We start from the raw sequence: 22,731 nt of genomic DNA, 5'->3' as shown, positions 1-22,731 counted from the left end.
AGTTAGATCATATTGTAATTTTGTAAGCGCTTGAATTACAATTACATTATTGCATTACATTTTTGTAATGTCAACAATTACTTTTCAGAATTAAGTGCATTATAATACTTAAATAGCAATAATGGCGGTATTTACAATTACATTACAAATAGAATTACTTTTCAATTGCTTTCTGTCGCTAATACTCTTATAATGAAATGAGAGAAAGTCCCATCTAGGAGGAAAATGAATGAAAAAAGTCACAATGCAAGATATCGCGGACGCTTTGCAGATTTCAAAAAACTCGGTATCGCAAGCCTTAGGGAATAAGAACGGCGTTGGCGAGCAAACAAAGCGGCTCGTTTTACAAAAAGCAGATGAAATGGGCTACCAATACAAAAAAGACGTGGTTTACACGCCTACCGATAATCAATTCGCGCTTGTTGCGACGGAATTCGCCTTATCACAAAAAAGTTTTTTTGGTGAAATTTGTTTGAGTTTGGAGCAGGAAATGACAGCGCGAGGCTTTTATTTAACAACGCTTGCGGTGGGACCAGAAGCTATCGCTACGAACCGTTTGCCACGTGAATTAGAAGAGAAAAATTGGCGGGGAATTTTTATATTATCGCATATTAGTGATGTTTTTGTGAAGCAGATTTTGGAATTGGGCGTACCGACTGTGATGATTGACCACCACGATCCACATTTGGGGACGGATACGATTTTGTCGCAGAATAAAGATGGTGCTTTTGTGGCTGTGGAACATTTGATAACGCTTGGGCACGAACGGATTGGCTTTGTTGGCGATGTTGATTTTTCGCCGAGTTATGAAGAGCGTTTTGAAGGATATTGCAAGGCGATGCGGCATTATCAGTTGCCAGTGAATTCGCACTATACGATTACGAGTATAAAAGAGGAGCAGGCCGCGTTGTTTCAGGCGTTGGAAGGCTTGGAGGAATGGCCGAGCGCATGGTTTTGCGTGAACTCAGGGCTAGGATTTATTTTGAATTCATATTTTCAGTCGAAGGGATTTGCGATTCCAGAACAGGTGTCGATTGTGTGTTTTGATAACACGGAATTCGCGATTTTGGCACAGCCACCACTGACGACGATGTGCACAGACTTGCGGTTTATGGGGAGAAAAGCCGCAGAGACGATGGAATGGCGATTGCGAAATCCGAGTGCACCGATTGTGAATGTGGCGATTGGGACGGAGTTGGTTTTGAGGGAGTCGACTGGGAGATTAATTTGAAAATAGAGAAGAAATCTCTTTCAAAAAAGGGACTTCTTCTCTATTTTTTATTTCCCCCACTTCTCGGGATCTTTATTCCACTCTTTCAACGTTGCCATGTCACCTTCAGATACGTAACCTTCATCCAGCGCGACCTCAAGCAGTGTTTCATAATTCGTAAGCGCCGCAACTTCCACATTCGCTGCGCCAAGCAATGTTTTTCCTTTTTCTAATCCGTATGTAAAAATAGCGGCGATTCCCAGGACTTCGCATCCGGCTTCGCGCAAGGCTTCCACAGCTGTAATCGAACTCCCACCAGTCGAAATCAAGTCTTCAATCACGACTACTTTTTGGCCTTTCGCGATTGGACCTTCGATTTGGTTACCTTTGCCGTGTTCTTTCGCTTTGGAACGGACGTAAACCATTGGCAGGTCTAGAATATCGCTTGCCCACGCCGCATGCGGGATACCAGCTGTTGCGGTTCCTGCTAGTACTTCCACATCAGGAAATGCGGTTTTGATTTTTTCTGCGAGTGCTTTTGCGATGAACTGACGGGTTTTCGGGAATCCTAATGTTAGGCGATTATCGCAGTAGATTGGCGATTTGATGCCGGATGCCCATGTGAATGGATCGTTTGGTTGGAGGAATACGGCTTTTATTTTCAGTAATTGTTCGGCTACTTGTTTTTCGGTTGTCATTTGTTCCACTCCTTTAGAATCGTTTCGTATGCTTGATATGGGTCACTTGCTTTCGTGATGGATCTGCCGACAACGATTGCAGTTGCGCCAATTTCGCGGGCTTGATGTGGGGTTACGACGCGTTTTTGATCATCCTTCGTATCAGTGTCTAAGCGGATTCCTGGTGTCACACGTAAGAATTCGGGACGGGTGATTTCTTTAATTTTGCCAGCTTCAAGCGCGGAACAGACGACACCATCGAGGCCTGCTTCATTCGCCAAGTTGCTGTAGTGCAAGACGGAATCCATTAGACTTGCTTGGATGAGTTGATCGGACTGCATTTCGGCTTCACTGGTACTTGTTAATTGCGTAACAGCGATAAGGCGCGGACGGCGAGAGGAGCTGGAGCCGATTTCGAGACCTTCAAGCGCGGCTTCCATCATCGCACGACCTCCTGCTGCGTGTACGTTGACCATATCGACGCCCATGCGAGCGAGGCCAATCATCGCGCTTTTGACGGTATTCGGAATATCATGCAATTTTAGATCGAGAAAAATTTCGTGACCTTCGTGTTTGAGGCGCTCGACTAAGTGCGGGCCTTCTAAGTAGAAAAGTTCCATGCCGACCTTGACGGACAGCGTGTCTCCTTTTGGAAATCGTTTTAAAAATGCTTCAACTTGACCGTATGAGGCGAAATCGAGCGCGATAATTGGTTTTGTCATGCGTTTGTTCTCTCCTTTTTTAAGTCGGCTAAAGACGTGATTCCTAGTTCATCCATGCGCGCTGGCAGGGCATCGATTAGGTTCGGACAAATATATGGCTCGGTAAAATTGAGCGTGCCTACTGCGACGGCATCTGCGCCTGCGATTAGGAACTCGAGGACGTCATCTACGGTTTGGACGCCTCCCATGCCGATGATCGGAATGTTGGAAACGGCGCGGACTTGGTGAATCAGGCGAATCGCAACGGGCTTGATGGATGGTCCTGATAAGCCGCCAGTGCCATTTGCCAAAATTGGTTTGCGTGTTTTGAGATCGAGACGCATGCCTAGAAGTGTGTTAATCATTGTGAGTCCATCGGCACCTGCTTCTTCGATCGCCTTCGCAATGGGGACGATGTCGGTTACGTTTGGCGAGAGCTTCACGTAGATTGGAACGCTCGCCACAGCTTTGACGGCTTTCGTGAGTTGGTAGGCGACTTCTGGATCGGTACCGAATGCGATGCCGCCATGCTTCACGTTGGGACACGAAATATTGAGTTCGATTGCCTTCACGTTTGGTGCATCACCGATTCGCGCGCAAACTTTGACGTAATCTTCTTCGGAGGCGCCGGCCACATTTGCGATAATTGGCGTGTCAAAGCGCTCTAGCCATGGCATTTCGTTCGCCATCACATGATCGAGTCCTGGATTTTGAAGGCCAATCGCGTTCAGCATGCCGGATGGTGTTTCGGCCACACGTGGCGTTGCATTACCGTAACGCGGTTCTGGCGTCACCGCTTTTGCCATGATTGCTCCGAGTTTGTTCAAATCGTAAAACTTGCTGTATTCTTTGCCGAATCCGAAACAACCGGACGCGGGCATGATTGGATTTTTCAAAGATAAGCCTGGAATTTCAACGGCTAAACGGTTCATATGACTACCTCCCCAGCTCGGAAAACCGGGCCTTCATCGCATGCTTTATAGCTTTTCGTCGGATCATCGGTGCGCTGACAAACACAGGCGTAACAAGCCCCGACGCCACACGCCATCCGTTCTTCTAGCGATAAAAACGTCCGCTTATTCGCAAATCGTTCGGAAACAACGCGCAACATCGCAGTTGGCCCACAGCTGTAAACCGTATCTGGCGCAAAATCAAGCGCATCGGTCACCGTCGTTACAAAACCTTGCGTGCCTCGCGTTCCGTCCACCGTCGCAACAAAACAATCTCCCAGTTTTCCCATTTCTTTTTCATAAAAAACATCTTTCGCCGAGCTAAAACCTAAGACAAATGTCACGGTCGACCCTTGCGCTACCAGATCTTTTCCGAGCTGGTAAAGCGGCGGAACCCCAATTCCACCACCGATTAATAAGGCATGTTCGCCAGGCTTCGTTTCCGTCGGCGCGAAGCCATTTCCAAGCGGGGCAATGACATCCATCACGTCACCGCTCACCAGTTTCGCAAAATCCGCCGTCCCTTCCCCGTCCACGCGGTACAATAACGTACACTGCGCCGCCTCCTTATCAATCGCACAAATACTAATCGGGCGTCGCAAAAGCAAATCCGCTCGCCGAGGTTTGAGCTGCATAAACTGCCCCGGATTCATCTCCAGCACAATATCCCCTTTTAAAACCAGCTCAAACACCCGATCCGCGATTAACTTTTGACTGACTACTTCCATCTTTGTTTGCCTCACGTTCTCCACCCCGTTCTCTTAAACTGTTTCGATCACTCTAGCAGGTTGCATAGCTTCCATTTCAAACGACCGTGATTCAAGCACCCGCAAAATTGCTTCTGCTGTATCTAGCGATGTACAAACTGGTACACCGTTTTCGACTGATTCCCGACGAATTTGGAAACCATCACGCTCTGGTTGTTTTCCAGTCGTTAATGTATTTACAACAAGCGTTACCTGCCCATTGCGAATGTAATCCACGAGCGTTTCCTGGTTTTCGCCGATTTTCTTCACTTTGGAAACTGGAATGCCCTGCTCTTCTAAAACAAGCGCCGTTCCAGATGTCGCCATAATCGTGAAGCCGATATTTTTGAAGCGTTGCGCCAGTGCCGTCGCTTCTGCCTTATCACGATCCGCTACCGTCAATAATACCGTTCCATAATCGAGCATTTTCACACCACTTGCCACAAAACCTTTATACAGCGCCTTTTCAAGCGTACGATCTTTCCCCATGACTTCTCCGGTTGACTTCATTTCAGGGCCAAGCGAGGTGTCGACGCTACGCAATTTCGCAAACGAGAACACCGGTACTTTGACAAAAATCTCTTGTTTCTCTGGCGCCAAACCTTCTTTATAGCCAAGTTCCAACAACGTTTTTCCTAAAATGACTTTCGTCGCCACATTCGCCATCGGGATGTCGGTAATTTTGCTCAAGAAAGGTGCAGTACGGCTTGACCTCGGATTGACTTCAATCACGAAAACCTCTTCATCCGCCACAACGTACTGGATGTTCAGCATGCCGATGATGTTCAGACCTTTCGCAAGTCGCGTCGTGTAGTCAACGATCAAATCCTTGACATGTTGCGACAAACTTTGCGCAGGATAAACCGCAATCGAGTCACCTGAATGGACGCCCGCACGTTCGATATGTTCCATAATACCTGGAATCACAACGTTCACACCGTCACTAATCGCATCCACTTCCACTTCCTGTCCTTGGACGTAACGATCGACAAGCACCGGGTGTTTCGGATTCACTTTTACCGCATTGTTCATGTAATAACGCAGCGCTTCTTCCGATTCCACGATTTCCATGGCACGACCGCCGAGCACGTAGGATGGGCGCACCAAGACTGGGTAGCCAATATTCGTCGCGACTGCAATCGCCTCATCAATCGACGTCGCTGTTTTTCCAGCAGGTTGCGGAATGCCAAGCTCCACAAGCGCTTTTTCAAACTTATCACGGTTCTCCGCACGATCGATGTCTTCGAGCGATGTCCCAAGAATTTTCACGCCGCGTTCTGCCAAACCATCCGCCAAATTGATTGCCGTTTGTCCACCGAACTGTACAACAACGCCTAGCGGTTTTTCGAGTTCAATCACGTGCATCACATCTTCTAGCGTCAGCGGCTCAAAGTACAACTTGTCGGAAATACTGAAATCCGTCGATACTGTTTCCGGGTTATTATTGATGATAATCGCTTCATATCCCGCTTGCTGAATCGCCCAAACCGAATGCACCGTCGCATAATCAAACTCAACACCTTGTCCAATGCGAATCGGCCCGGAACCTAGCACAATCACACTTTCCTTCTCCGTGCGAATCGATTCATTTTCATCCTCGTAACTGCTGTAGAAGTATGGCGTGCTCGACTCGAATTCCGCCGCACACGTATCTACCATTTTGTAAACCGGAATAATTCCCGCTTCTTTACGAATATCGTACACTTCAAAAGTCGTCATATCCCAAAGTTTCGCGATGGCTCCGTCACTGAAACCGTTCCGCTTCGCCGCGCGTAATACTTCCAAATCCCCAACATTCGCCGCGATTTCTGACTCTTGTTTGATAATTTTCTCCAATTTATACAAGAAGAACAAGTCGATCTTCGTTTTCGCATGTAAATCCTCAATCGTCCAGCCTTTACGGAGCGCCGCGGCTAAGAAGAATAACCGATCATCTTCAGGGAAGCAAATTTTACGTTCCAATTCTTCCAAACTCGCATTCTCCGCCTCATCCAAATACAGATGCGTCGTCCCAATCTCAAGCGACCGAACCGCCTTCAAAAGTGACTCCTCCAAATTCCGACCAATCGCCATGACCTCGCCAGTCGCCTTCATTTGCGTACCTAAACGACGATCCGCTTTTTCAAATTTATCAAAAGCAAAGCGTGGAATTTTCGATACAACATAGTCAAGCGCTGGTTCAAAATGCGCATACGTTGTTCCCGTTACAGGATTCTTCATCTCATCTAGCGTCAAGCCCACCGCAATTTTCGCAGCGAGTTTCGCAATCGGATAACCCGTTGCCTTCGATGCTAGCGCCGACGAACGACTCACACGCGGATTTACTTCAATCACAAAATACTCGTAACTATCCGGATCAATCGCGAGCTGCACGTTACAGCCACCCTCGATTTCAAGCGCGCGGATAATTTTCAGCGACACATCACGAAGCATTTGATATTCGCGATCCGAGAGCGTCTGACTCGGCGCCACAACAATCGAATCCCCCGTATGAATCCCGACCGGATCGATATTCTCCATGTTACAAACGACCATCGCGTTATCATTCGCATCGCGCATTACTTCATACTCAACCTCTTTAAAACCAGCGATACTGCGCTCTAGCAAACATTGCGTCACCGGGCTAAGCTTCAAACCACTCGCCACAATCTCCGCCAAATCCGCGTCATTCAAGCAAATCCCGCCGCCAGAACCACCGAGCGTATAAGCTGGGCGCACAATCACCGGGTAGCCAATTTTTGCAACGAAATTCTTCGCCTCATCCAAGCTATGAATAATGTCACTTTCAGGAACCGGCTCATTCAGCTCATGCATCAAATCACGAAACGCCTCGCGATCCTCCGCCTTCTTAATCGCCACCAAATCCGTGCCCAGAACTTCCACACCGCACTCTTCCAAAATGCCAGCTTCGGCAAGCTCCATCGCCATGTTCAGACCAGTCTGACCACCAAGCGTTGGCAAAATTGCATCCGGGCGTTCCTTCCGAATAATCCGCGATACAAAATCAAGCGTAATCGGCTCAATATAAACCTTATCCGCCATCTCCACATCCGTCATAATCGTCGCCGGGTTCGAGTTCACAAGCACAACCCGGTACCCTTCCTCTTTCAAACTCAGACACGCTTGCGTCCCCGCATAGTCAAACTCCGCTGCTTGTCCGATGACAATAGGGCCAGAACCAATTACTAAAATAGTTTGAATATCCTCACGTTTAGGCATTTTGTTCCGCTCCCTCCTTCTCCATCATTGCTATAAATTGGTCAAACAAATAATTCACGTCACTCGGACCAGGATTCGCTTCTGGATGGTACTGCACCGTATACGCCGGAAACTCCTTGTGCGCCAAACCTTCTACCGTTCCATCGTTCAATTCAACATGCGTCACCACGATGTCTTTCCCAGTTAGCGAATCCGCATCCACCGCATAGCCATGGTTTTGCGCCGTAAAATCAACACGCCCCGTCGCCAGCTCCTTCACAGGATGGTTCGCCCCGCGATGTCCAAATTTCAGTTTAAACGTATCCGCCCCATTTGCTAAAGCGAAAAGCTGATGTCCTAGGCAAATCCCGAACAGCGGCACCTTCCCTTGCAAACCGCGAATCATCGTGATCGCTTCCGGCACGTCTTTCGGGTCCCCAGGTCCATTCGAAAGCATCACGCCATCTGGATGCATCGCTAGAATCTCCTCGGCCGTCGTATTATAAGGCACGACTGTAATATCGCAATCACGTCTATTCAACTCGCGCATAATGCTACTTTTCACGCCATAATCTACCAACACAACTCGCTTGCCTTCCCCCGGATTCGTAAATGCTTTCGAACAAGAAACTTCGCGTACTTGATCCACCGGTAAGCGCACCGAACGCAGATGATGCAATAAATCTTCCCGATTCGCCTTTTCCGGAGCCAAAATTCCTTTTAGCGTCCCTTCCTTGCGAATAATCTTCGTCAATTTCCGCGTATCAATTCCCGCAATCCCAGGAATATCTTTTTCCTTCAAAAACTGATCCAGCGTCAATTGGTTGCGCCAGTTCGAAGCAAATTCTGCCGCTTCACGCACCACCACACCTTTTACAGCTGGGTGAATCGATTCAAAGTCGTCACGATTCACGCCATAATTCCCAACGAGCGGATATGTAAACGTGATGATTTGCCCGTAATAACTCGGATCCGTAATTGTTTCCTGATACCCCGTCATGCCTGTATTAAAAACAACTTCCCCAATCGTTTCGCGGTCACTGCCAATTGCCTCACCGATAAAAAAGTTTCCATCTTCCAACATCAAAATCCGTTTCGCCATGCGTTATTCCACCCCTTCTTCAAAAACAAGCGTTCCTGCCGCAAACGTCGCCACAGGCCAACCAACACAGTTCCAACCAGTAAACGGCGTATTTCTACCTTTTGATGCAAAATTTTCTGGATTAATCTCGGCTTCTTTTTCCAAATCAATGACCGTCACGTCCGCGATACCGCCAATTTCAAGCACACCGTACGGAAGATTAAAGCATGCCGCTGGTTTCACCGTCATCCAATCGATCAATTGTTTCAGCGTCCACTCACCTGTTTTCACAAAATGCGTGTAAAGTAGCGGGAAGGCCGTCTCCAAACCAACGATTCCAAACATCGCTTTTTCCATTGGCACGTTCTTTTCCTCCGCCGAATGTGGCGCATGATCCGTCGCGATAAAATCAATCGTCCCGTCAAGCAAACCTTCTAGTAGCGCCGCATGATCCTCTTTCGCACGCAATGGCGGGTTCATTTTCCAGTTCCCATCATTACCCGGAATATCCGTCTCATTTAGAATCAAATGATGCGGTGAAACCTCCGCTGTCACACGAATCCCAGCCAGTTTCGCATCACGAACCGCACGAACCGATTCCTTCGTCGAAATGTGGCAAACGTGATAATGACAGTTCGCCGCCTCAGCAAGCAACACATCGCGTGCAATTTGAACCGACTCCGCAATATTTGGAATCCCTGCCAAGCCTTGCTCCGCCGCAAAAATCCCATCATGCACGACCCCGCCATATACAAGCGAATTATCCTCACAATGCGCCACAATCGCCATGTCTAGCGCCGCCGCTTCCTTCATCGCCTCATACATCATGCCCGCCGTCTGCACACCCACACCATCATCCGTGAACGCGAACGCGCCAGCCGTTTTCAGAGCCGCAAAGTCCACCAACTCGTCACCCTTCAAACTCGACGTAATCGAAGCGTATGGCAACACGCGAACCGCCGCTGTTTCCTTAATCCGATCCACAACCTGCGTCATCACTTCCGCCGTATCCGGCACCGGCTTCGTATTCGGCATCGCACAAACCGTCGTGTACCCACCACGAGCCGCAGCAGCCGTCCCAGTCGCAATCGTCTCCTTATGTTCCCCACCTGGTTCCCGTAAATGCACGTGCACATCCACAAGTCCCGGTGCTATCAATTTTCCAGCCACATCAATCACTTTTGCGTTCTCGTTTTCAATCCCGTCACCAATCGCCGTCACGCGACCGTCCTCAATCGCCACGTCCTTCATAACCAAATCCCCAGTTTCCGTCAACACTTTTCCATTTTTCAATACGTACATGTCGTCACCCTCGTTTCTTTATCTTGGCAAACTGCCTCTAAAATAGCCATCCGAATATATACACCATTCGTCATCTGTTCCACAATTCGCGATTTCTCGCATTCCACCAAACTATCCGCAATCTCCACATCCCGATTCACAGGACTCGGATGCATGATAATCGCGCGTTCCTTCATCAGTGCCGCCCGCTCTTCCGTCAAACCATACTTCTCGTGATAATCCGATTTCGTAAAACTAAGCAACCCATCATGACGCTCCTCCTGCACACGCAAAAGCATAATCACGTCCATCTGCTCCACCAAATCATCCATCGGCATATACGTCCCAAGCTCCGAACAACTCTCACGCATCCACTCCGGCGGCCCTGCGAAAAACACCTCCGCACCAAGACGTTTCAGCGCCTGCATGTTCGAATTCGCCACCCGACTATGCACGATATCCCCAACAATCGCGACCTTCAAGCCCTTAAAACCGCCAAACTCTTCCTTGATTGTGAACAAGTCCAAAAGTGACTGACTCGGATGTTGCCCACAGCCATCTCCACCATTCACAACCGCAATCCCTAATTTGCGAAGTGGCTCATAATACTCCTCATCCGAATGCCGGATAACCGCCACATCCACGCCAATTGCCTGCATGGTAAGCGCCGTATCGTATAACGTTTCCCCTTTTGTCACACTCGATTTAGAAGGATCAAACGAAAGAACATCGATGCCAAGCTTCTTCTCCGCCATTTCAAAACTATTATGCGTTCGCGTGCTTGCCTCAAAAAACATATTCACCGCATACATTTGCTTTTTCGGAGTCCAAATTTCTCCTTGTTTGAAACGCCCAGCTTGGTCTAATAACTCACCAATTTCTGCTACAGAAAGCTCTTCCATCGACACTAAATCCTTCATTCGAACCGCCACCTTTTCTAAAAATTAGATACTATTTATAGGAAAACCTCCAAAATTGCGCTTTTAGAGGTTTTCGTAGATGTTATTATTTTGCAGTATGTTTTTCAGGTATAACAAGGTTTAAAATAATCCCAATTAACGCCGCCATCGCCATTCCTGAAAGTTGGAACGCACCGATGTTTATCATCAAACCACCGATTCCGACAACCAGGACAACCGACGCGATAATCATATTGCGATTCACGCTAAGGTCAACCCGACTCTCAATCATCATCCGCAAACCACTCGTTGCGATAACTCCGAACAAGAGTAAGGAAATCCCGCCAAGCACTGCTGTTGGTACCGATGTAATCACCGCATTCACGTATCCGATGAAGCCGAACGCGATGGCAAACACCGCCGCACCACCGATAACGAACACACTATACACTTTCGTAATCGCCAGCACCCCGATGTTCTCACCGTAAGTCGTCACAGGCGGTCCACCAATGAGCGAAGCAATGATCGACGCCGTCCCATCCGCCGCAAGCGAACGATGCAAACCCGGATCTTTAAAAAAGTTACGATTCGTAATTCTATTCAAAAGCAACTGATGCCCCATATGCTCCGCCATCGTTACAAAAGCAAGCGGCGCCATCGAAAGCACAACCGTCAGCGTCACGACCGGATCCATGTTCACAAACGGAATCGTGAAATCCGGTACTTGGAACAAACTCGCATTTTGAATCAATGTATAATCAACCAGCCCAAACGCCATACTCACTAAATAGCCAATGACGAAGCCGCATAGTATCGGAATAAGTCCGAAGAATCCTTTGAAAAACATCATCGCGATAATCGTCACAACTAAGGTGATCAGCGCTACCAGCAAAATTTTGTAATCATACTCGCCACCATTATTTGTCCCCATCGCCATCGCCGCAGCGCTCGGTGCAAGTGACAAACCAATAACCATAATCACCGGCCCAACCACGATCGGCGGTAACACGCGTTGAATCCATTCAATTCCTACGTAATAAACAATCAGCGCCACAATCGCGTACACAACCCCGACCGAGAATGTCCCGACCATAACCGCTCCAGGCCCCCCGCCAGACTTTGCCGCAAGCAACATCGTTATAGGCGCTATAAACGCAAACGATGAACCTAAGTAAGCCGGAATTTTGCCTCGCGTAATAATCAAGTAAGCAAGCGTCCCCAGCCCACTCGATATCAGCGCCACACTTGGATTCAAATGCGTCACAGTTGGCACAAAGATCGTCGAGCCAAACATCGTGAACAGATGCTGAATGCTAAGCACAATCCATTTATTCCAAGCCGGCTTCTCGTGAATGTCTAGTACCGGTTTTACGTAATTTTCAGGTGTCGTTTCTTCTGTCATTATTCTCCCTCTTTCCGACTCTAAGTCATAAAAAATACCCCTTGCCAAATTGCGACAAAGAGCAGCTATGTACCGGATTATAGGCTAGACCTATTTCCCGTTCATCACCCTTTATCAGCCTCTCTGGACTGTTTTAAAAAAGCGTTCTTCCAGCGTATCGACAAACACTCAGCTCCGTCGTTAAAGTCTGCGCGCCGTTGTTCGGCGAATAGTCTACGAAAACTGGTTTTTCAACATTCTGGATTATCCTATTTAATTATTGTAACAGCATCCGCCGCATGATCGACGTCCGCCAAATGTACCTCTACTCGTTCCTCACTCGAAGTCGGAATGTTTTTACCAACAAAATCCGCTCGAATTGGTAGTTCCCGGTGTCCCCGATCCGCCAAAACCGCTAGCTGAATCCCAGCCGGGCGTCCTACATCCATCAGCGCGTCCATTGCGGCACGCACCGTTCGGCCTGTATACAGCACATCATCGACCAACACAACCTTTTTCCCATTGATATCAAAAGGAACATTCGTACCATTTAGCGACGGCTCAGAAGACTCATTTTTAAAAGTTAAGTCGTCTCTATAAAGCGTGATATCAATATCACCGACCGGAATCGTTACATCTTCAATCTCCTTGATACGAGCCTGCAAACGATTTGCTAGGAAAATACCTCGTGTTTTGATACCGACAAGCGCCAAATCCTTCGTTCCCTTATTACGCTCGATGATCTCATAGCTCACCCTCGTAAGCGCCCGTTTTATCGCCGCCTCATCCATCACAACCACTTCTTCCGGCATTCTCTTCCCCTCCAAGCATCAATTAGACAAAATAAAAACCCTCTGCCAAGAGAGTGGCAAAGGGTATACGTACAGAATCCAATTGGGTATAGAAACACCCAACTCACGTTACCTTCTTAGCCTCTCTGGACTATGTTAAAGGACTGTTATTTAACTAGGTTCAGTTTATCGTAGTATTAGAGCTTTGTCAACTAGTTTTATCGAACACCGTAAAAAGTTCATATCAGGGGTTGAAACACTGTAAAATTAATTAAAATACGACTTTGGAAATAAGCCCCTTTTCTATTAATTCCTATGCTATAATAGGCGCACGGAAGTCTTTAGGCCGGATAAACGTTGTTGTGGGTCTTAGGAAATGTATTGTATTTCCTTAGAGCCTCAATATGAGTGCGAGCAAAGAGAGCATTCGTTCATTCTTAGCAAACTATTTCTCTTAATCTCGAACAAGACTGTTCTGCTTAGGCGTTGTCGTATGACAGTATCGGAAACATTGGCACTTCTTGCTTTGCTTTTCACGGGTGGACTTTTTCTACTCGCACTATTGATCCAGCTCCACACGCCAGACTCTCGAAAATTTCGTGACCTCCGCAAAAACCAAAGGAAGGTTTTCACTGCGCCCCCTAACAATTTCTTTCGAGCCTAACGGGCGTGTTCCACTTTTCAATCAGACATTTTTCTTGCATTTATTTGGGCAAAAAAAATAATCCCCCTAGGCCTACGAACTTAGTGGATTATTTCTCATCATGAAACGTTGTCCGCCTTAAAGCGGATTCCGTAGAGTCCGGGACATAACTCAGATAAATCGGCGACAAGCGCTCGCATTCAGGGGATTTGGCGGACTTCCGGCTCTCACATACACCAGTATGCTCCGCTTCCGGCTTCCACCAAATCCCCTGAATACAAACGCTTTCGCTCGATTTGTGTAAAGCAAATTTTTTCGTCCTACCTTAAGAAATAGGAGGGCGCTTTTGCTTTATCTCGAGTTTTGTCTCAACCTCTTCTTTTTATTTTCTTTACTATACCGCATTTCTCAAAAAATGAATACCTCAACAACTTCATTCTCTCAAACTTTCTAACGCTTCCTGAAAGATAGCAGGCAAAGGTGCTTCAAACTTCATTCTCTCTTGCGTAGTAGGATGCGTAAATCCAAGCTCAGCCGCGTGCAAAAATTGCCCCTCACCTTTAATTGTATTCTTCAAACCATATTTTGGATCTCCCGCAAGTGGATGCCCAATATATTTCAAATGTACACGAATTTGGTGCGTACGCCCAGTTTCCAAACGACACTTAATCAGCGTATATCCTTTAAATCGTTCCAATACTTCAAAATGCGTCCGTGACTCTTTCCCATCATTCACGATACCCATTTTTTGGCGATCTTCTTTAGAACGGCCAATCGGTGCGTCAATGGTTCCTTTTTGATGCTTAATCACGCCATGCACTAATGCGATGTATTCTCTGTCACTCGTTTTATCGTAGAGTTGCTCTGCCAACGATTCATGTGCTTTATCATTTTTAGCAACCATTAATAAACCGGACGTATCCTTATCAATACGATGCACGATACCCGGACGAATTTTGCCGTTAATGCCTGAAAGATCGTCACAATGAAATAACAAGGCGTTCACAAGCGTTCCAGATGTGTGGCCAGCAGATGGATGGACCACCATGCCTTGTGGTTTGTTCACGACAAGCACGTCTGCATCTTCATAATAGATGTCAAGCGGAATATCTTCTGCAACAATATCTAGTTCCTCTGGTTCGCGAACGATATAAGTTATTTCATCGCCCGTTTTACATTTGTAATTGGCTTTCGTTTTCTCGCCGTTAACTAGGATAGCCTCGTCTTTTAGCAAGGTTTGTATGCCAGAACGGGTCATCCCAAGCAATTCTGCGAGACCTTTGTCCAAGCGTTCGTGATTTAGTTTCTCCGGAATAATTACGGTATTTTGCGTCATTTTTTCGTTCCTTTCGATTTGCGATCATCCAAGAACACGTAGACAATGAGTAAAATCACGCCTATCGTCAGACTTGCATCCGCGACATTAAAAATTGGGAAGTAATAATTTCCCCAAATTGTTTGTACAAAGTCGACCACTTCTTGATGGAGCAGACGATCGATAAAATTCCCAATCGCGCCGCCTAAAACAAGCGCTAAACTTACACCTAAAAGTTTACTATTTTTCGCGTAACGCTGCATGAAGTAAATAAGTACGCCGATAACAACGAGCGTAATCAGATAGAAAAACCACATTCTTCCTTCCAAAACACCCCAAGCAGCACCAGAATTACGATGCGATGTGATATTTAAGAAACCCGGAATGATTTCCACAACTTCCCTTAGGTCTAAATTTTGCACGATTAGCCATTTTGTGAACTGGTCAATTACAATAATTACAAGTGCTATTAAGTAATAATAAATCACATGAATTCCTCTTTTCCTTGTTTTATGTAGATAATCTGGGCCCAGAATTTTTTCTAGACCCAGATTACACTGTATCACTGCACGATAAATTGTATCAAAAATAGCGCGGCAATGATATACATGAGTATCGGTGTACGCGTGCGATTTTTTGAAAATAATCTCAAAATCGGGTACGCGATAAATCCGACTGCAATTCCGTCGGCGATACTGTACGAGAATGGGATAATAATAACGATTAAGAGTGCTGCAAATGTGTCAGCTGCGTTGCCAAAGTCCATCTCTTTGATTTCCTGCAACATCGAAATACCGATAACAATTAGAATCGGTGCAATCGCGCTGTTCGGAATAAACGAGATATACGGCATCAATACGAGCGAACCTAAGAAAAAGATAGCGACCGTTACAGAGGCCAGACCTGTTTTTGCACCACTCGCTGACATCGAACCACTTTCTAATGCCGAAATCGTTGGGCTTGTCCCAAATAAACCTGATAAGAAGGCTGTAAAACTACTCGCCTGTAGTACGCGTGGTAATTTCTCCGTTTGACCAAGTTGCTTCGTCTGACCAAACGTCAAACCGACCGTCTCGAACACGAGTACCATCGTTAGTGAAAACACGCTCGTCCAAAACGCCACTTGTCCTACACCTGAGAAATCAGCCTGAAACAGCACATCTTTCCACGGCGCCAAACTCATCGCATCCTTCGAAACTTCGCCATGTACGCCGAACAGAACACTAACAAGCGTTCCAATCAGTATACTCCACAAAAAAGCACCTGGTACTTTGCGCACAAGCAAAATCATTGTTAGCAAAAGCGTAATCAGCGTGGCCAAAACAAATGGATCATGCATATCGCCAAACGCTAAAATCGAATGTTCTCCGCGCGACACGATTTGTCCTTTTTCAAGGCCTAGCAATACCAAAAATAGCCCTAAACCGACCGTGATTCCCTGTTTTAAAATCAGCGGAATTGTGTCGTTCAACTTTCTAGCGAGTGGCGTAAATGCTAAGATCATGAATAAGAAACCACTGACTACAACGACTGCTAGTGCTTGTTGCCATGACAATCCAAGCGTTTGCACGAAATTATACGCAAACAACGCGTTGATTCCCATTCCTGGCATCAAAATAAGCGGTGCATTTGCCCAAAAACCCATCACCAAACAACCTACAACCGATATAAAAATCGTTGCAAGAATGGCGCCTTGATACGGTACACCCGCTTCTGCCAAAATCGAACTATTGACAACAATAATGTAGACAACGGTGAAGAAACCTATCATTCCAGCTAAAGCTTCCGTTCGAACCGATGTCCGATGCGCTTTCAACTGAAAGATTTTGTCCAAGAATTTTTGCATCATAATTCCTCTTTATTCAATTATCCCTCTCCCAACCCGTAGAGTCTCGCCCCTACCACGAACCCTTATTATAACAGACGCAAGCGGATTCGCATAGAGCTTTACTTTCTAGTCTAGAAAAAAACACTAATTTTCCGTGACGATGCCCTATTTCCTGTGCTATAATCGGGTGTCGAAGTATGCATAATTAAAAGGAGGTTCACCATTTTGGAACAAACATTTACGCCGAGTGAGAAATGGCGCCAATTCTTCGTTATATTCACACCTGTTGTGATTTCGCAATTGATGCTGTTCTCGATGGCTCTAATTGACACCATGATGTCTGGGCACTATTCGAACGAAGCGCTCGCCGGGACTGCCATCGGGAATTCCTTATGGGGCCCTTTTAACGCGAGCTTATCTGGCTTACTGATGGCTGTGACGCCGATTATTTCGCAATTGATTGGACGCGGAGAAAGTCATGATATTAAAAGAACCGTGAGTAACGGGTTGTATATAGCAGTCGGTTTGGCCGCTCTACTGCTGGCGCTTAACTTTCTATTCGTGCCTTCGATTTTGAGCGCAATGGGACTCGATCCTGCCGTTGCAGATATTGCGAAACATTTTTTAAATGGGATTTGTTTTGGTATCCCGGCCTTTTTCTTTTATTCCGTTTTGCGTGCTTTCATTGATTCGCTTGGCCTGACGCGGGTCACCATGATGATTACACTAATTACAGTACCGGTGAATATTTTCTTGAACTACTTATTGATTTTCGGAAATTGGGGATTTCCTGAGATGGGTGGTGCCGGAAGTGGCTATGCGACGGGAATTACGTATTGGATCGTGCTCCTTGTAACGATTATTCTCATTCAAAGTCAAAAACGATTGCGCGACTATCATATCTTTGCTGGATTCGCTAAAGTAGATTGGGGAAAAATAAAGGAGATTATCAAGCTTGGCGTACCGAATGGTTTGACGATTCTTTTTGAAGTGAGTATTTTCTCGGCGGTAACAGTTTTTATGGGGCGTTTTGGGACAGACACAATCGCCGCGCATCAATCTGCTATTAGCGTGCCGACTTTGCTTTATGCATTTCCGTTAAGTATCGCGGCGGCATTGACGATATTAGTTGGATTTGAGACAGGAGCGAAACGCGTGGCAGATGCTAGAAAGTATCGCCATATTGGTATGATTTCAGCGATTTCCATCGGCATATTGAATGGTATATTATTGTTCCTTTTCCGCGATCAAATCGCATTGTTATATACCTCCGATCCAAAACTTGCGGATTTGATTACACATTTCTTAATTTACGCTATTTTATTCCAGTTTGCAGACGCCCTATTATCTCCAGTACTCGGCACTTTGCGTGGCTACAAGGACGTTACAGTCACATCCATCGTCGCCTTTATCTCTTACTGGGTCATCGGTTTACCGCTTGGACTCGCATTATCATACACCCAACTCGGACCATTTGGATTCTGGATTGGACTTAGCGCTGGCCTCTTCATCGCCGCCTTCATCCTATCCATTCGCGTTCGAATAACAGAAAAACGTTTACTAAGACAACTTAAATAACGTTTACACCCACCTTTTTAGGGAAAAAGTATACTAATCTTAGTATGCTTTTTTGCATAGGAAAGGCAGGTTCATGATGGTACAAAAAGCAGTTCGAGACGAGGTAAGTGAACAGTTTATTGAAGATGAATTTTTTGAAAAAGGTAATGTTGGTTTGAAAATACGACAAGTTCTGATTACGATATTAGCATGGCTTGGCTTCTTCTTACCATTCTTACTCGTTCTATTCCCCATTTTATTTTGGCATAATTGGGCCATTATTTTTGATGTTTTTAATTTGGCTATTCGGATTTTCAAAATCATGGACGACTTCTTATTCATTGCATTGCCACTTATTCTCATTTACTTGATTCTCCTAACATTCAAAAACAACCGGCGCTACAAAAAGGTGTTACAAAAAGAAATAACGTATGATGAGAAAACTTTAGAAGTCAGAAAAGAGGTTGTGGAAGCCTTTATGACCGAGCGATTTGGAGATAAAGCATTTCGCCAATCTCAAAAATTCGTTTCTATACCCGAAGAAAAAAATCTGAGCGACACGTGCATCAGAGATTTGTATAAAGATAGTGGGGTTGATTTGAAATGACAATTATCGATACGGGCATCCCCTTTTTAAACACCATTATCACATTCTTATTTGTCATCCTCCTTACTTATCCAATTTTAGGCGGCTTTGCTTGGTTTGTCGGCGCTTTCTGCTATACTTTTCTTTTCAAATATAGACAGAAAGGATGGACGGATATTCCAACTGAAATAGAGCCATTTATCACTATAATGATTCCTGCACATAACGAAGAGATTGTTATTGAGGACACCATTGAATATTTAATGAATAAGTTGAACTATACGAATTACGAAATCCTTGTTACAGATGACGGCTCCACCGATAGCACACCTGAAATTCTAGCGAGGCTCATGGAAAAATACGATAATCTGCGCGTTGTTCGCATCGAAAAAAACAAAGGAAAGGCTCATGCATTTAATATCGGCGTACATTTTGCGAAAGGCGAGTTGATTCTTAGTAATGATGCAGACACGGTTCCAGAGCCAGATGCCTTGTGGAAATATGTGAATTATTTTATCAATCCTGAATCGAGAAATATAGCTGCTGTCACATCAAATATGGACGTGCAGAATCGTTCCACACTTGTCGGGAAATCCCAAACCGTCGAATTTTCCAGTATTGTTGGCATCATTAAACGTACGCAAGCTAGCGCATTCGGTATTATTTATGCATACAGTGGCGCCAACACGATGTATCGAAAAGACGCTTTAATGGATGTTGGTCTGTTCCGTCAAGATCGCGCGACCGAGGATATTAGTATCGCTTGGGACCATCAATTTGAAGGTTGGCTCTCGATTTTTGCGGCCGATATCATTTTCTTTTTGGAAGTGCCCGAAACGATGAACATGCTTTATAAACAGCGAAAACGTTGGGCAAAAGGCGGTACCGAAGTATGGCTGACTAACTTCCGCCGAGTCGTCGCACATCCCTTCAAAAATATCGGCCGGACATCTCTATGTGTCGATCAAACATTAAGTATCTTTTGGACATTCTTTTTCTGGATTTCTAGTCTATTCTTTATTCTCAAGCTTTCGTACCACATTTATTTAGGGGATAAACACCAGATTTTATTTATGGTTGCTGTCGCTTTTGTGTTCGTCTGCTTTGAAATGCTCGCCGGGGCTCTCCAACTACTCGCAGCATTAGCAATAGATGATAAGGGCAAGAAAATGAAATACTTCCTGTTCGCGCCACTCTACTTGCTTTTCTATTGGATGATGAATGCCATAACCATTTTGATGACCTTTATCCCAGCAGTAAAAACTATCCTTGGTTTCGGCACTGGTGTATGGGTTAGCCCAGAACGACGGAAAAAATAGTAATCGAAAAAGGCGTATCAAAAATCTGCTAGAGAGTTTTGATACGCCTTTTTTTGTTGCGCTCCAAAAGAACGGCTTTTCTTAGTTTTTTAACCCATCATAAATCTTATCCAAATTCCAACGCATCATTTCCAAATACGAATCTCCCACCTTGCCAGTTTTTGCAGTAGAATCTGTGAATAGTTTGGCCGAAATCGGCACATCCGTCTCGCTTGAAACGCTTTCCATACTTCTCGGATCAACACTTGTCTCAACGAATAGAACCGGCACTTTCTTCGCTCGAATCGTCTCAATAATCTGTTTCATCTGATCTGGTGTCCCTTGGTTTTCCGTATTTATTTCCCAAATATACGCTGCATCTAGTCCATACGCCGCGCCAAAATACTTAAATGCGCCTTCACTCGTTACAAGCGTCTTATGATCCAAATCCGCAAATTTTGTCTTCGCTTCCTTGTCGAGTGCACTCAACCTCGCGATATACTTCTCAGCGCGATCCTTATAATAATCCGCATTATCCGGATTTTTTTTTACCAACGCATCTCGCGCATTTTCCGTATACTTGATACCATTTTGCAGATCCAACCAAGCATGCGGATCCGTCTCGCTTTCCTTCCCCTTTGCCGTCAAAAACTTCGGTGCCACGCCTTCACTCAGCGCTATGGCCTCTTTTTGACCAGAGGAAATCATCAATCGATCAAACCAGCCATTTCCAGTCTCCAGATTGAGCCCATTATTAAAAACTAAATCCGCGTCCGCCATTTTTTGCACGTCTTTTGGCAATGGATCGTACTCATGCGGGTCCGTCCCGGTTGGCACGATGCTATATAAATCAACTTTATCGCCACCGACCTGTTTCACAATATCATACAAAATCGAATACGTCGTCACCACTTGCAACTTGTCCGAATTCGCCTTCTTATCGTTCCCACCACAAGCCACAAGCAAACAGATACACAGACCAATCACACACGCTAACATGGTTTTCTTCATTGTTTCACGCTCCTTCTTCCAAAAATAATGCCTTGTTTCGGTGAAAATAAAAACACGATAATAAATAACGCTGTTGCTGCGAGCACAATCGATGCTCCCGATGCCAAGTTGTACATATAGCTAAAATACAGGCCAATAATCGCGCTTACTGCTCCGAATCCCGCCGCCAGAAACAGCATGATAGAAAGCCGGTTCGTCAATAAGTACGCCGTCGCTGCAGGTGTAATCAACATCGCGACAACAAGAATTATCCCCACGGTTTGCAGCGACGCAACCGTCACCAGCGTCAACAACGTCATTAGAAAATAATGCAACATCCGCACTTTTAAGCCATAACTTTCTGCCATCGTCGGATCAAATGAACTAACCAACAATTCCTTATAAAACAACCCGACCAGCAGAATAACGAGCGCACCGATTCCAAACGTTATCCACATGTCACTACTCCGAACCGCCAGCACATTCCCAAACAAAATATGGTATAAATCCGTCGAACTCTGCGCCAACGAAATCATAATAATCCCAAGTGCAAAAAACGAACTAAACACAATGCCAATCGCCGTATCATTTTTAATCCGACTATTTTGATTCACAAAACCGATGCCAAGCGCTGCAATAACCCCAAAAGCCGTCGCTCCGAGAAAAAAATTGAGCCCCAACATATATGAAATCGCGACCCCAGGTAAAACCGCATGAGAAATCGCGTCCCCCATTAACGACATTCCCCGTAAAATGATAAAGCTCCCAATCACACCAGAGACAATGCCAACAACGACCGAAGTTAACAACGCCTTTTGCAAAAATTCATACTGCATCAAACCTTCTAAAAATAACATCACTGAGCACCTCCCCATCCAAATTCTTGTCCGTACGTTTTTAAAATGTTCGCTTCAGTAAATGTTGCTTCGGTCTCACCATATGCCATTAATTGCTGGTTTAACAGAATAACATCGTCAAAGTATCGCGCCACCTTATGAAAATCGTGGTGGACGACAATGATTGTTTTACCTGTATCTCGCAATTTTTTCAATACTTCGATAATCAATGCTTCACTTGTCATATCAATGCCGACAAATGGTTCATCTAGTAAAAAAATATCCGCCTGTTGTGCGAGCGCCCGCGCAATGAAAACTCGCTGTAATTGACCGCCTGAAAGTTCGCCAATTTGGCGTTTTGCAAAATCTAGCATTTCAACTTGTTCCAATGCTGTTCGCGCAATTTCGCGTTCTTTTTTCCTCGGGAGTTTGATGAGGCCAAGCTTTGGATAGGTGCCGAGGAGAACGGTATCCTGCACAGTGATTGGGAACGTTAAGTCTACTGTATTTCTTTGGGGAACGTAAGCGATTTTGCCACGTATAGCCTCGATGGAGTTCCCTTCCCACGTTACCAGACCGGATTCGCGGGGGATTAGACCGATTAAGCCTTTTAGAAATGTTGATTTTCCTGCGCCGTTTGGTCCGATGATTCCTGTCATCTTTCCTGGCGATATTTGAAGGGAGATGTTCTCCACGACACGTTTTTGACCGTATGATATGGATAGATTTTCGACTAGCATTGGTATCACCTTGTTTCTATTAG

Annotated in this window: 20 protein-coding genes; 4 read left to right on the top strand and 16 right to left on the bottom strand. The window is 45.6% G+C overall.

Annotated elements, in window-relative coordinates:
* Positions 1 to 229: 229 nt before the first annotated feature.
* Positions 230 to 1,231 (top strand): LacI family DNA-binding transcriptional regulator, encoded by a 1,002-nt coding sequence (locus tag HPK16_RS01845; protein WP_181675298.1) that lies wholly within the window; start codon positions 230 to 232, stop codon positions 1,229 to 1,231.
* Positions 1,232 to 1,278: 47 nt separating this feature from the next.
* On the opposite strand, the gene pyrE is transcribed toward HPK16_RS01845, so the two are convergent.
* The 13 genes from pyrE to HPK16_RS01780 all read right to left on the bottom strand — a co-directional run bounded on the left by pyrE (position 1,279) and on the right by HPK16_RS01780 (position 16,719).
* Positions 1,279 to 1,908, bottom strand: a complete 630-nt coding sequence (gene pyrE / locus HPK16_RS01840) for an orotate phosphoribosyltransferase (protein WP_181675297.1) — start codon at positions 1,906 to 1,908, stop codon at positions 1,279 to 1,281.
* Complete coding sequence (pyrF, locus tag HPK16_RS01835; RefSeq protein ID WP_036060054.1) at positions 1,905 to 2,609, bottom strand: orotidine-5'-phosphate decarboxylase; 705 nt, start codon at positions 2,607 to 2,609, stop codon at positions 1,905 to 1,907. The genes pyrE and pyrF overlap by 4 nt, the downstream gene beginning before the upstream one ends.
* Positions 2,606 to 3,520: a dihydroorotate dehydrogenase gene (locus HPK16_RS01830; RefSeq protein WP_181675296.1), complete on the bottom strand. Its 915-nt coding sequence runs from the start codon at positions 3,518 to 3,520 to the stop codon at positions 2,606 to 2,608. Before HPK16_RS01830 ends, pyrF begins: the two co-directional genes overlap by 4 nt.
* A complete protein-coding gene (locus tag HPK16_RS01825; protein ID WP_181675295.1) occupies positions 3,517 to 4,281 on the bottom strand; it encodes a dihydroorotate dehydrogenase electron transfer subunit in 765 nt (254 codons plus the stop codon). The genes HPK16_RS01830 and HPK16_RS01825 overlap by 4 nt, the downstream gene beginning before the upstream one ends.
* An 18-nt stretch (positions 4,282 to 4,299) precedes the next feature.
* Entirely contained in the window at positions 4,300 to 7,503 is a 3,204-nt protein-coding gene (gene carB / locus HPK16_RS01820; protein ID WP_181675294.1) for a carbamoyl-phosphate synthase large subunit, read from the bottom strand.
* Positions 7,496 to 8,584 carry a carbamoyl phosphate synthase small subunit gene (locus HPK16_RS01815; RefSeq protein ID WP_036060051.1) on the bottom strand — a complete coding sequence of 363 codons (1,089 nt, stop codon included), beginning with the start codon at positions 8,582 to 8,584 and terminating at the stop codon, positions 7,496 to 7,498. Before HPK16_RS01815 ends, carB begins: the two co-directional genes overlap by 8 nt.
* A 3-nt stretch (positions 8,585 to 8,587) precedes the next feature.
* Positions 8,588 to 9,865 carry a dihydroorotase gene (locus HPK16_RS01810; RefSeq protein WP_181675293.1) on the bottom strand — a complete coding sequence of 426 codons (1,278 nt, stop codon included), beginning with the start codon at positions 9,863 to 9,865 and terminating at the stop codon, positions 8,588 to 8,590.
* Positions 9,853 to 10,764 carry an aspartate carbamoyltransferase catalytic subunit gene (locus tag HPK16_RS01805; RefSeq protein WP_181675292.1) on the bottom strand — a complete coding sequence of 304 codons (912 nt, stop codon included), beginning with the start codon at positions 10,762 to 10,764 and terminating at the stop codon, positions 9,853 to 9,855. Before HPK16_RS01805 ends, HPK16_RS01810 begins: the two co-directional genes overlap by 13 nt.
* Before the next feature lie 85 nt (positions 10,765 to 10,849).
* Positions 10,850 to 12,145 carry a solute carrier family 23 protein gene (locus HPK16_RS01800; RefSeq protein WP_181675291.1) on the bottom strand — a complete coding sequence of 432 codons (1,296 nt, stop codon included), beginning with the start codon at positions 12,143 to 12,145 and terminating at the stop codon, positions 10,850 to 10,852.
* Positions 12,146 to 12,393: 248 nt separating this feature from the next.
* Entirely contained in the window at positions 12,394 to 12,936 is a 543-nt protein-coding gene (gene pyrR / locus HPK16_RS01795) for a bifunctional pyr operon transcriptional regulator/uracil phosphoribosyltransferase PyrR (RefSeq protein WP_181675290.1), read from the bottom strand.
* Positions 12,937 to 13,991: 1,055 nt separating this feature from the next.
* Positions 13,992 to 14,894, bottom strand: coding sequence for an RluA family pseudouridine synthase (locus HPK16_RS01790; RefSeq protein ID WP_181675289.1), 903 nt, complete (start codon positions 14,892 to 14,894; stop codon positions 13,992 to 13,994).
* Positions 14,891 to 15,358, bottom strand: coding sequence for a signal peptidase II (gene lspA / locus HPK16_RS01785; protein ID WP_036062947.1), 468 nt, complete (start codon positions 15,356 to 15,358; stop codon positions 14,891 to 14,893). Before lspA ends, HPK16_RS01790 begins: the two co-directional genes overlap by 4 nt.
* 77 nt (positions 15,359 to 15,435) lie before the next feature.
* Positions 15,436 to 16,719: an NCS2 family permease gene (locus HPK16_RS01780; protein ID WP_181675288.1), complete on the bottom strand. Its 1,284-nt coding sequence runs from the start codon at positions 16,717 to 16,719 to the stop codon at positions 15,436 to 15,438.
* Positions 16,720 to 16,926: 207 nt separating this feature from the next.
* On the opposite strand from HPK16_RS01780, the gene HPK16_RS01775 reads away from it, so the two are divergent.
* The 3 genes from HPK16_RS01775 to HPK16_RS01765 all read left to right on the top strand — a co-directional run bounded on the left by HPK16_RS01775 (position 16,927) and on the right by HPK16_RS01765 (position 20,163).
* A complete protein-coding gene (locus HPK16_RS01775; RefSeq protein WP_181675287.1) occupies positions 16,927 to 18,279 on the top strand; it encodes an MATE family efflux transporter in 1,353 nt (450 codons plus the stop codon).
* A gap of 73 nt (positions 18,280 to 18,352) precedes the next feature.
* A complete protein-coding gene (locus HPK16_RS01770; protein ID WP_181675286.1) occupies positions 18,353 to 18,865 on the top strand; it encodes a hypothetical protein in 513 nt (170 codons plus the stop codon).
* Positions 18,862 to 20,163: a glycosyltransferase family 2 protein gene (locus HPK16_RS01765; protein ID WP_181675285.1), complete on the top strand. Its 1,302-nt coding sequence runs from the start codon at positions 18,862 to 18,864 to the stop codon at positions 20,161 to 20,163. Before HPK16_RS01770 ends, HPK16_RS01765 begins: the two co-directional genes overlap by 4 nt.
* A gap of 81 nt (positions 20,164 to 20,244) precedes the next feature.
* Here HPK16_RS01765 and HPK16_RS01760 read toward each other — a convergent pair whose 3' ends face one another.
* From HPK16_RS01760 to HPK16_RS01750, 3 genes are read right to left on the bottom strand one after another with little or no spacing between them, the layout of a single operon-like run.
* Positions 20,245 to 21,153, bottom strand: coding sequence for a metal ABC transporter substrate-binding protein (locus tag HPK16_RS01760; protein WP_181675284.1), 909 nt, complete (start codon positions 21,151 to 21,153; stop codon positions 20,245 to 20,247).
* Complete coding sequence (locus HPK16_RS01755) at positions 21,150 to 21,989, bottom strand: metal ABC transporter permease (protein WP_181675283.1); 840 nt, start codon at positions 21,987 to 21,989, stop codon at positions 21,150 to 21,152. The genes HPK16_RS01760 and HPK16_RS01755 overlap by 4 nt, the downstream gene beginning before the upstream one ends.
* Positions 21,989 to 22,708, bottom strand: a complete 720-nt coding sequence (locus HPK16_RS01750; RefSeq protein WP_181675282.1) for a metal ABC transporter ATP-binding protein — start codon at positions 22,706 to 22,708, stop codon at positions 21,989 to 21,991. The genes HPK16_RS01755 and HPK16_RS01750 overlap by 1 nt, the downstream gene beginning before the upstream one ends.
* Between the last annotated feature and the right edge of the window lie 23 nt (positions 22,709 to 22,731).

Origin of the sequence: Paenilisteria rustica, assembly GCF_013820765.1 — a bacterium.
GTDB lineage: Bacteria > Bacillota > Bacilli > Lactobacillales > Listeriaceae > Listeria_A > Listeria_A rustica.
This window is presented reverse-complemented; position numbering and strand designations above follow the sequence as displayed.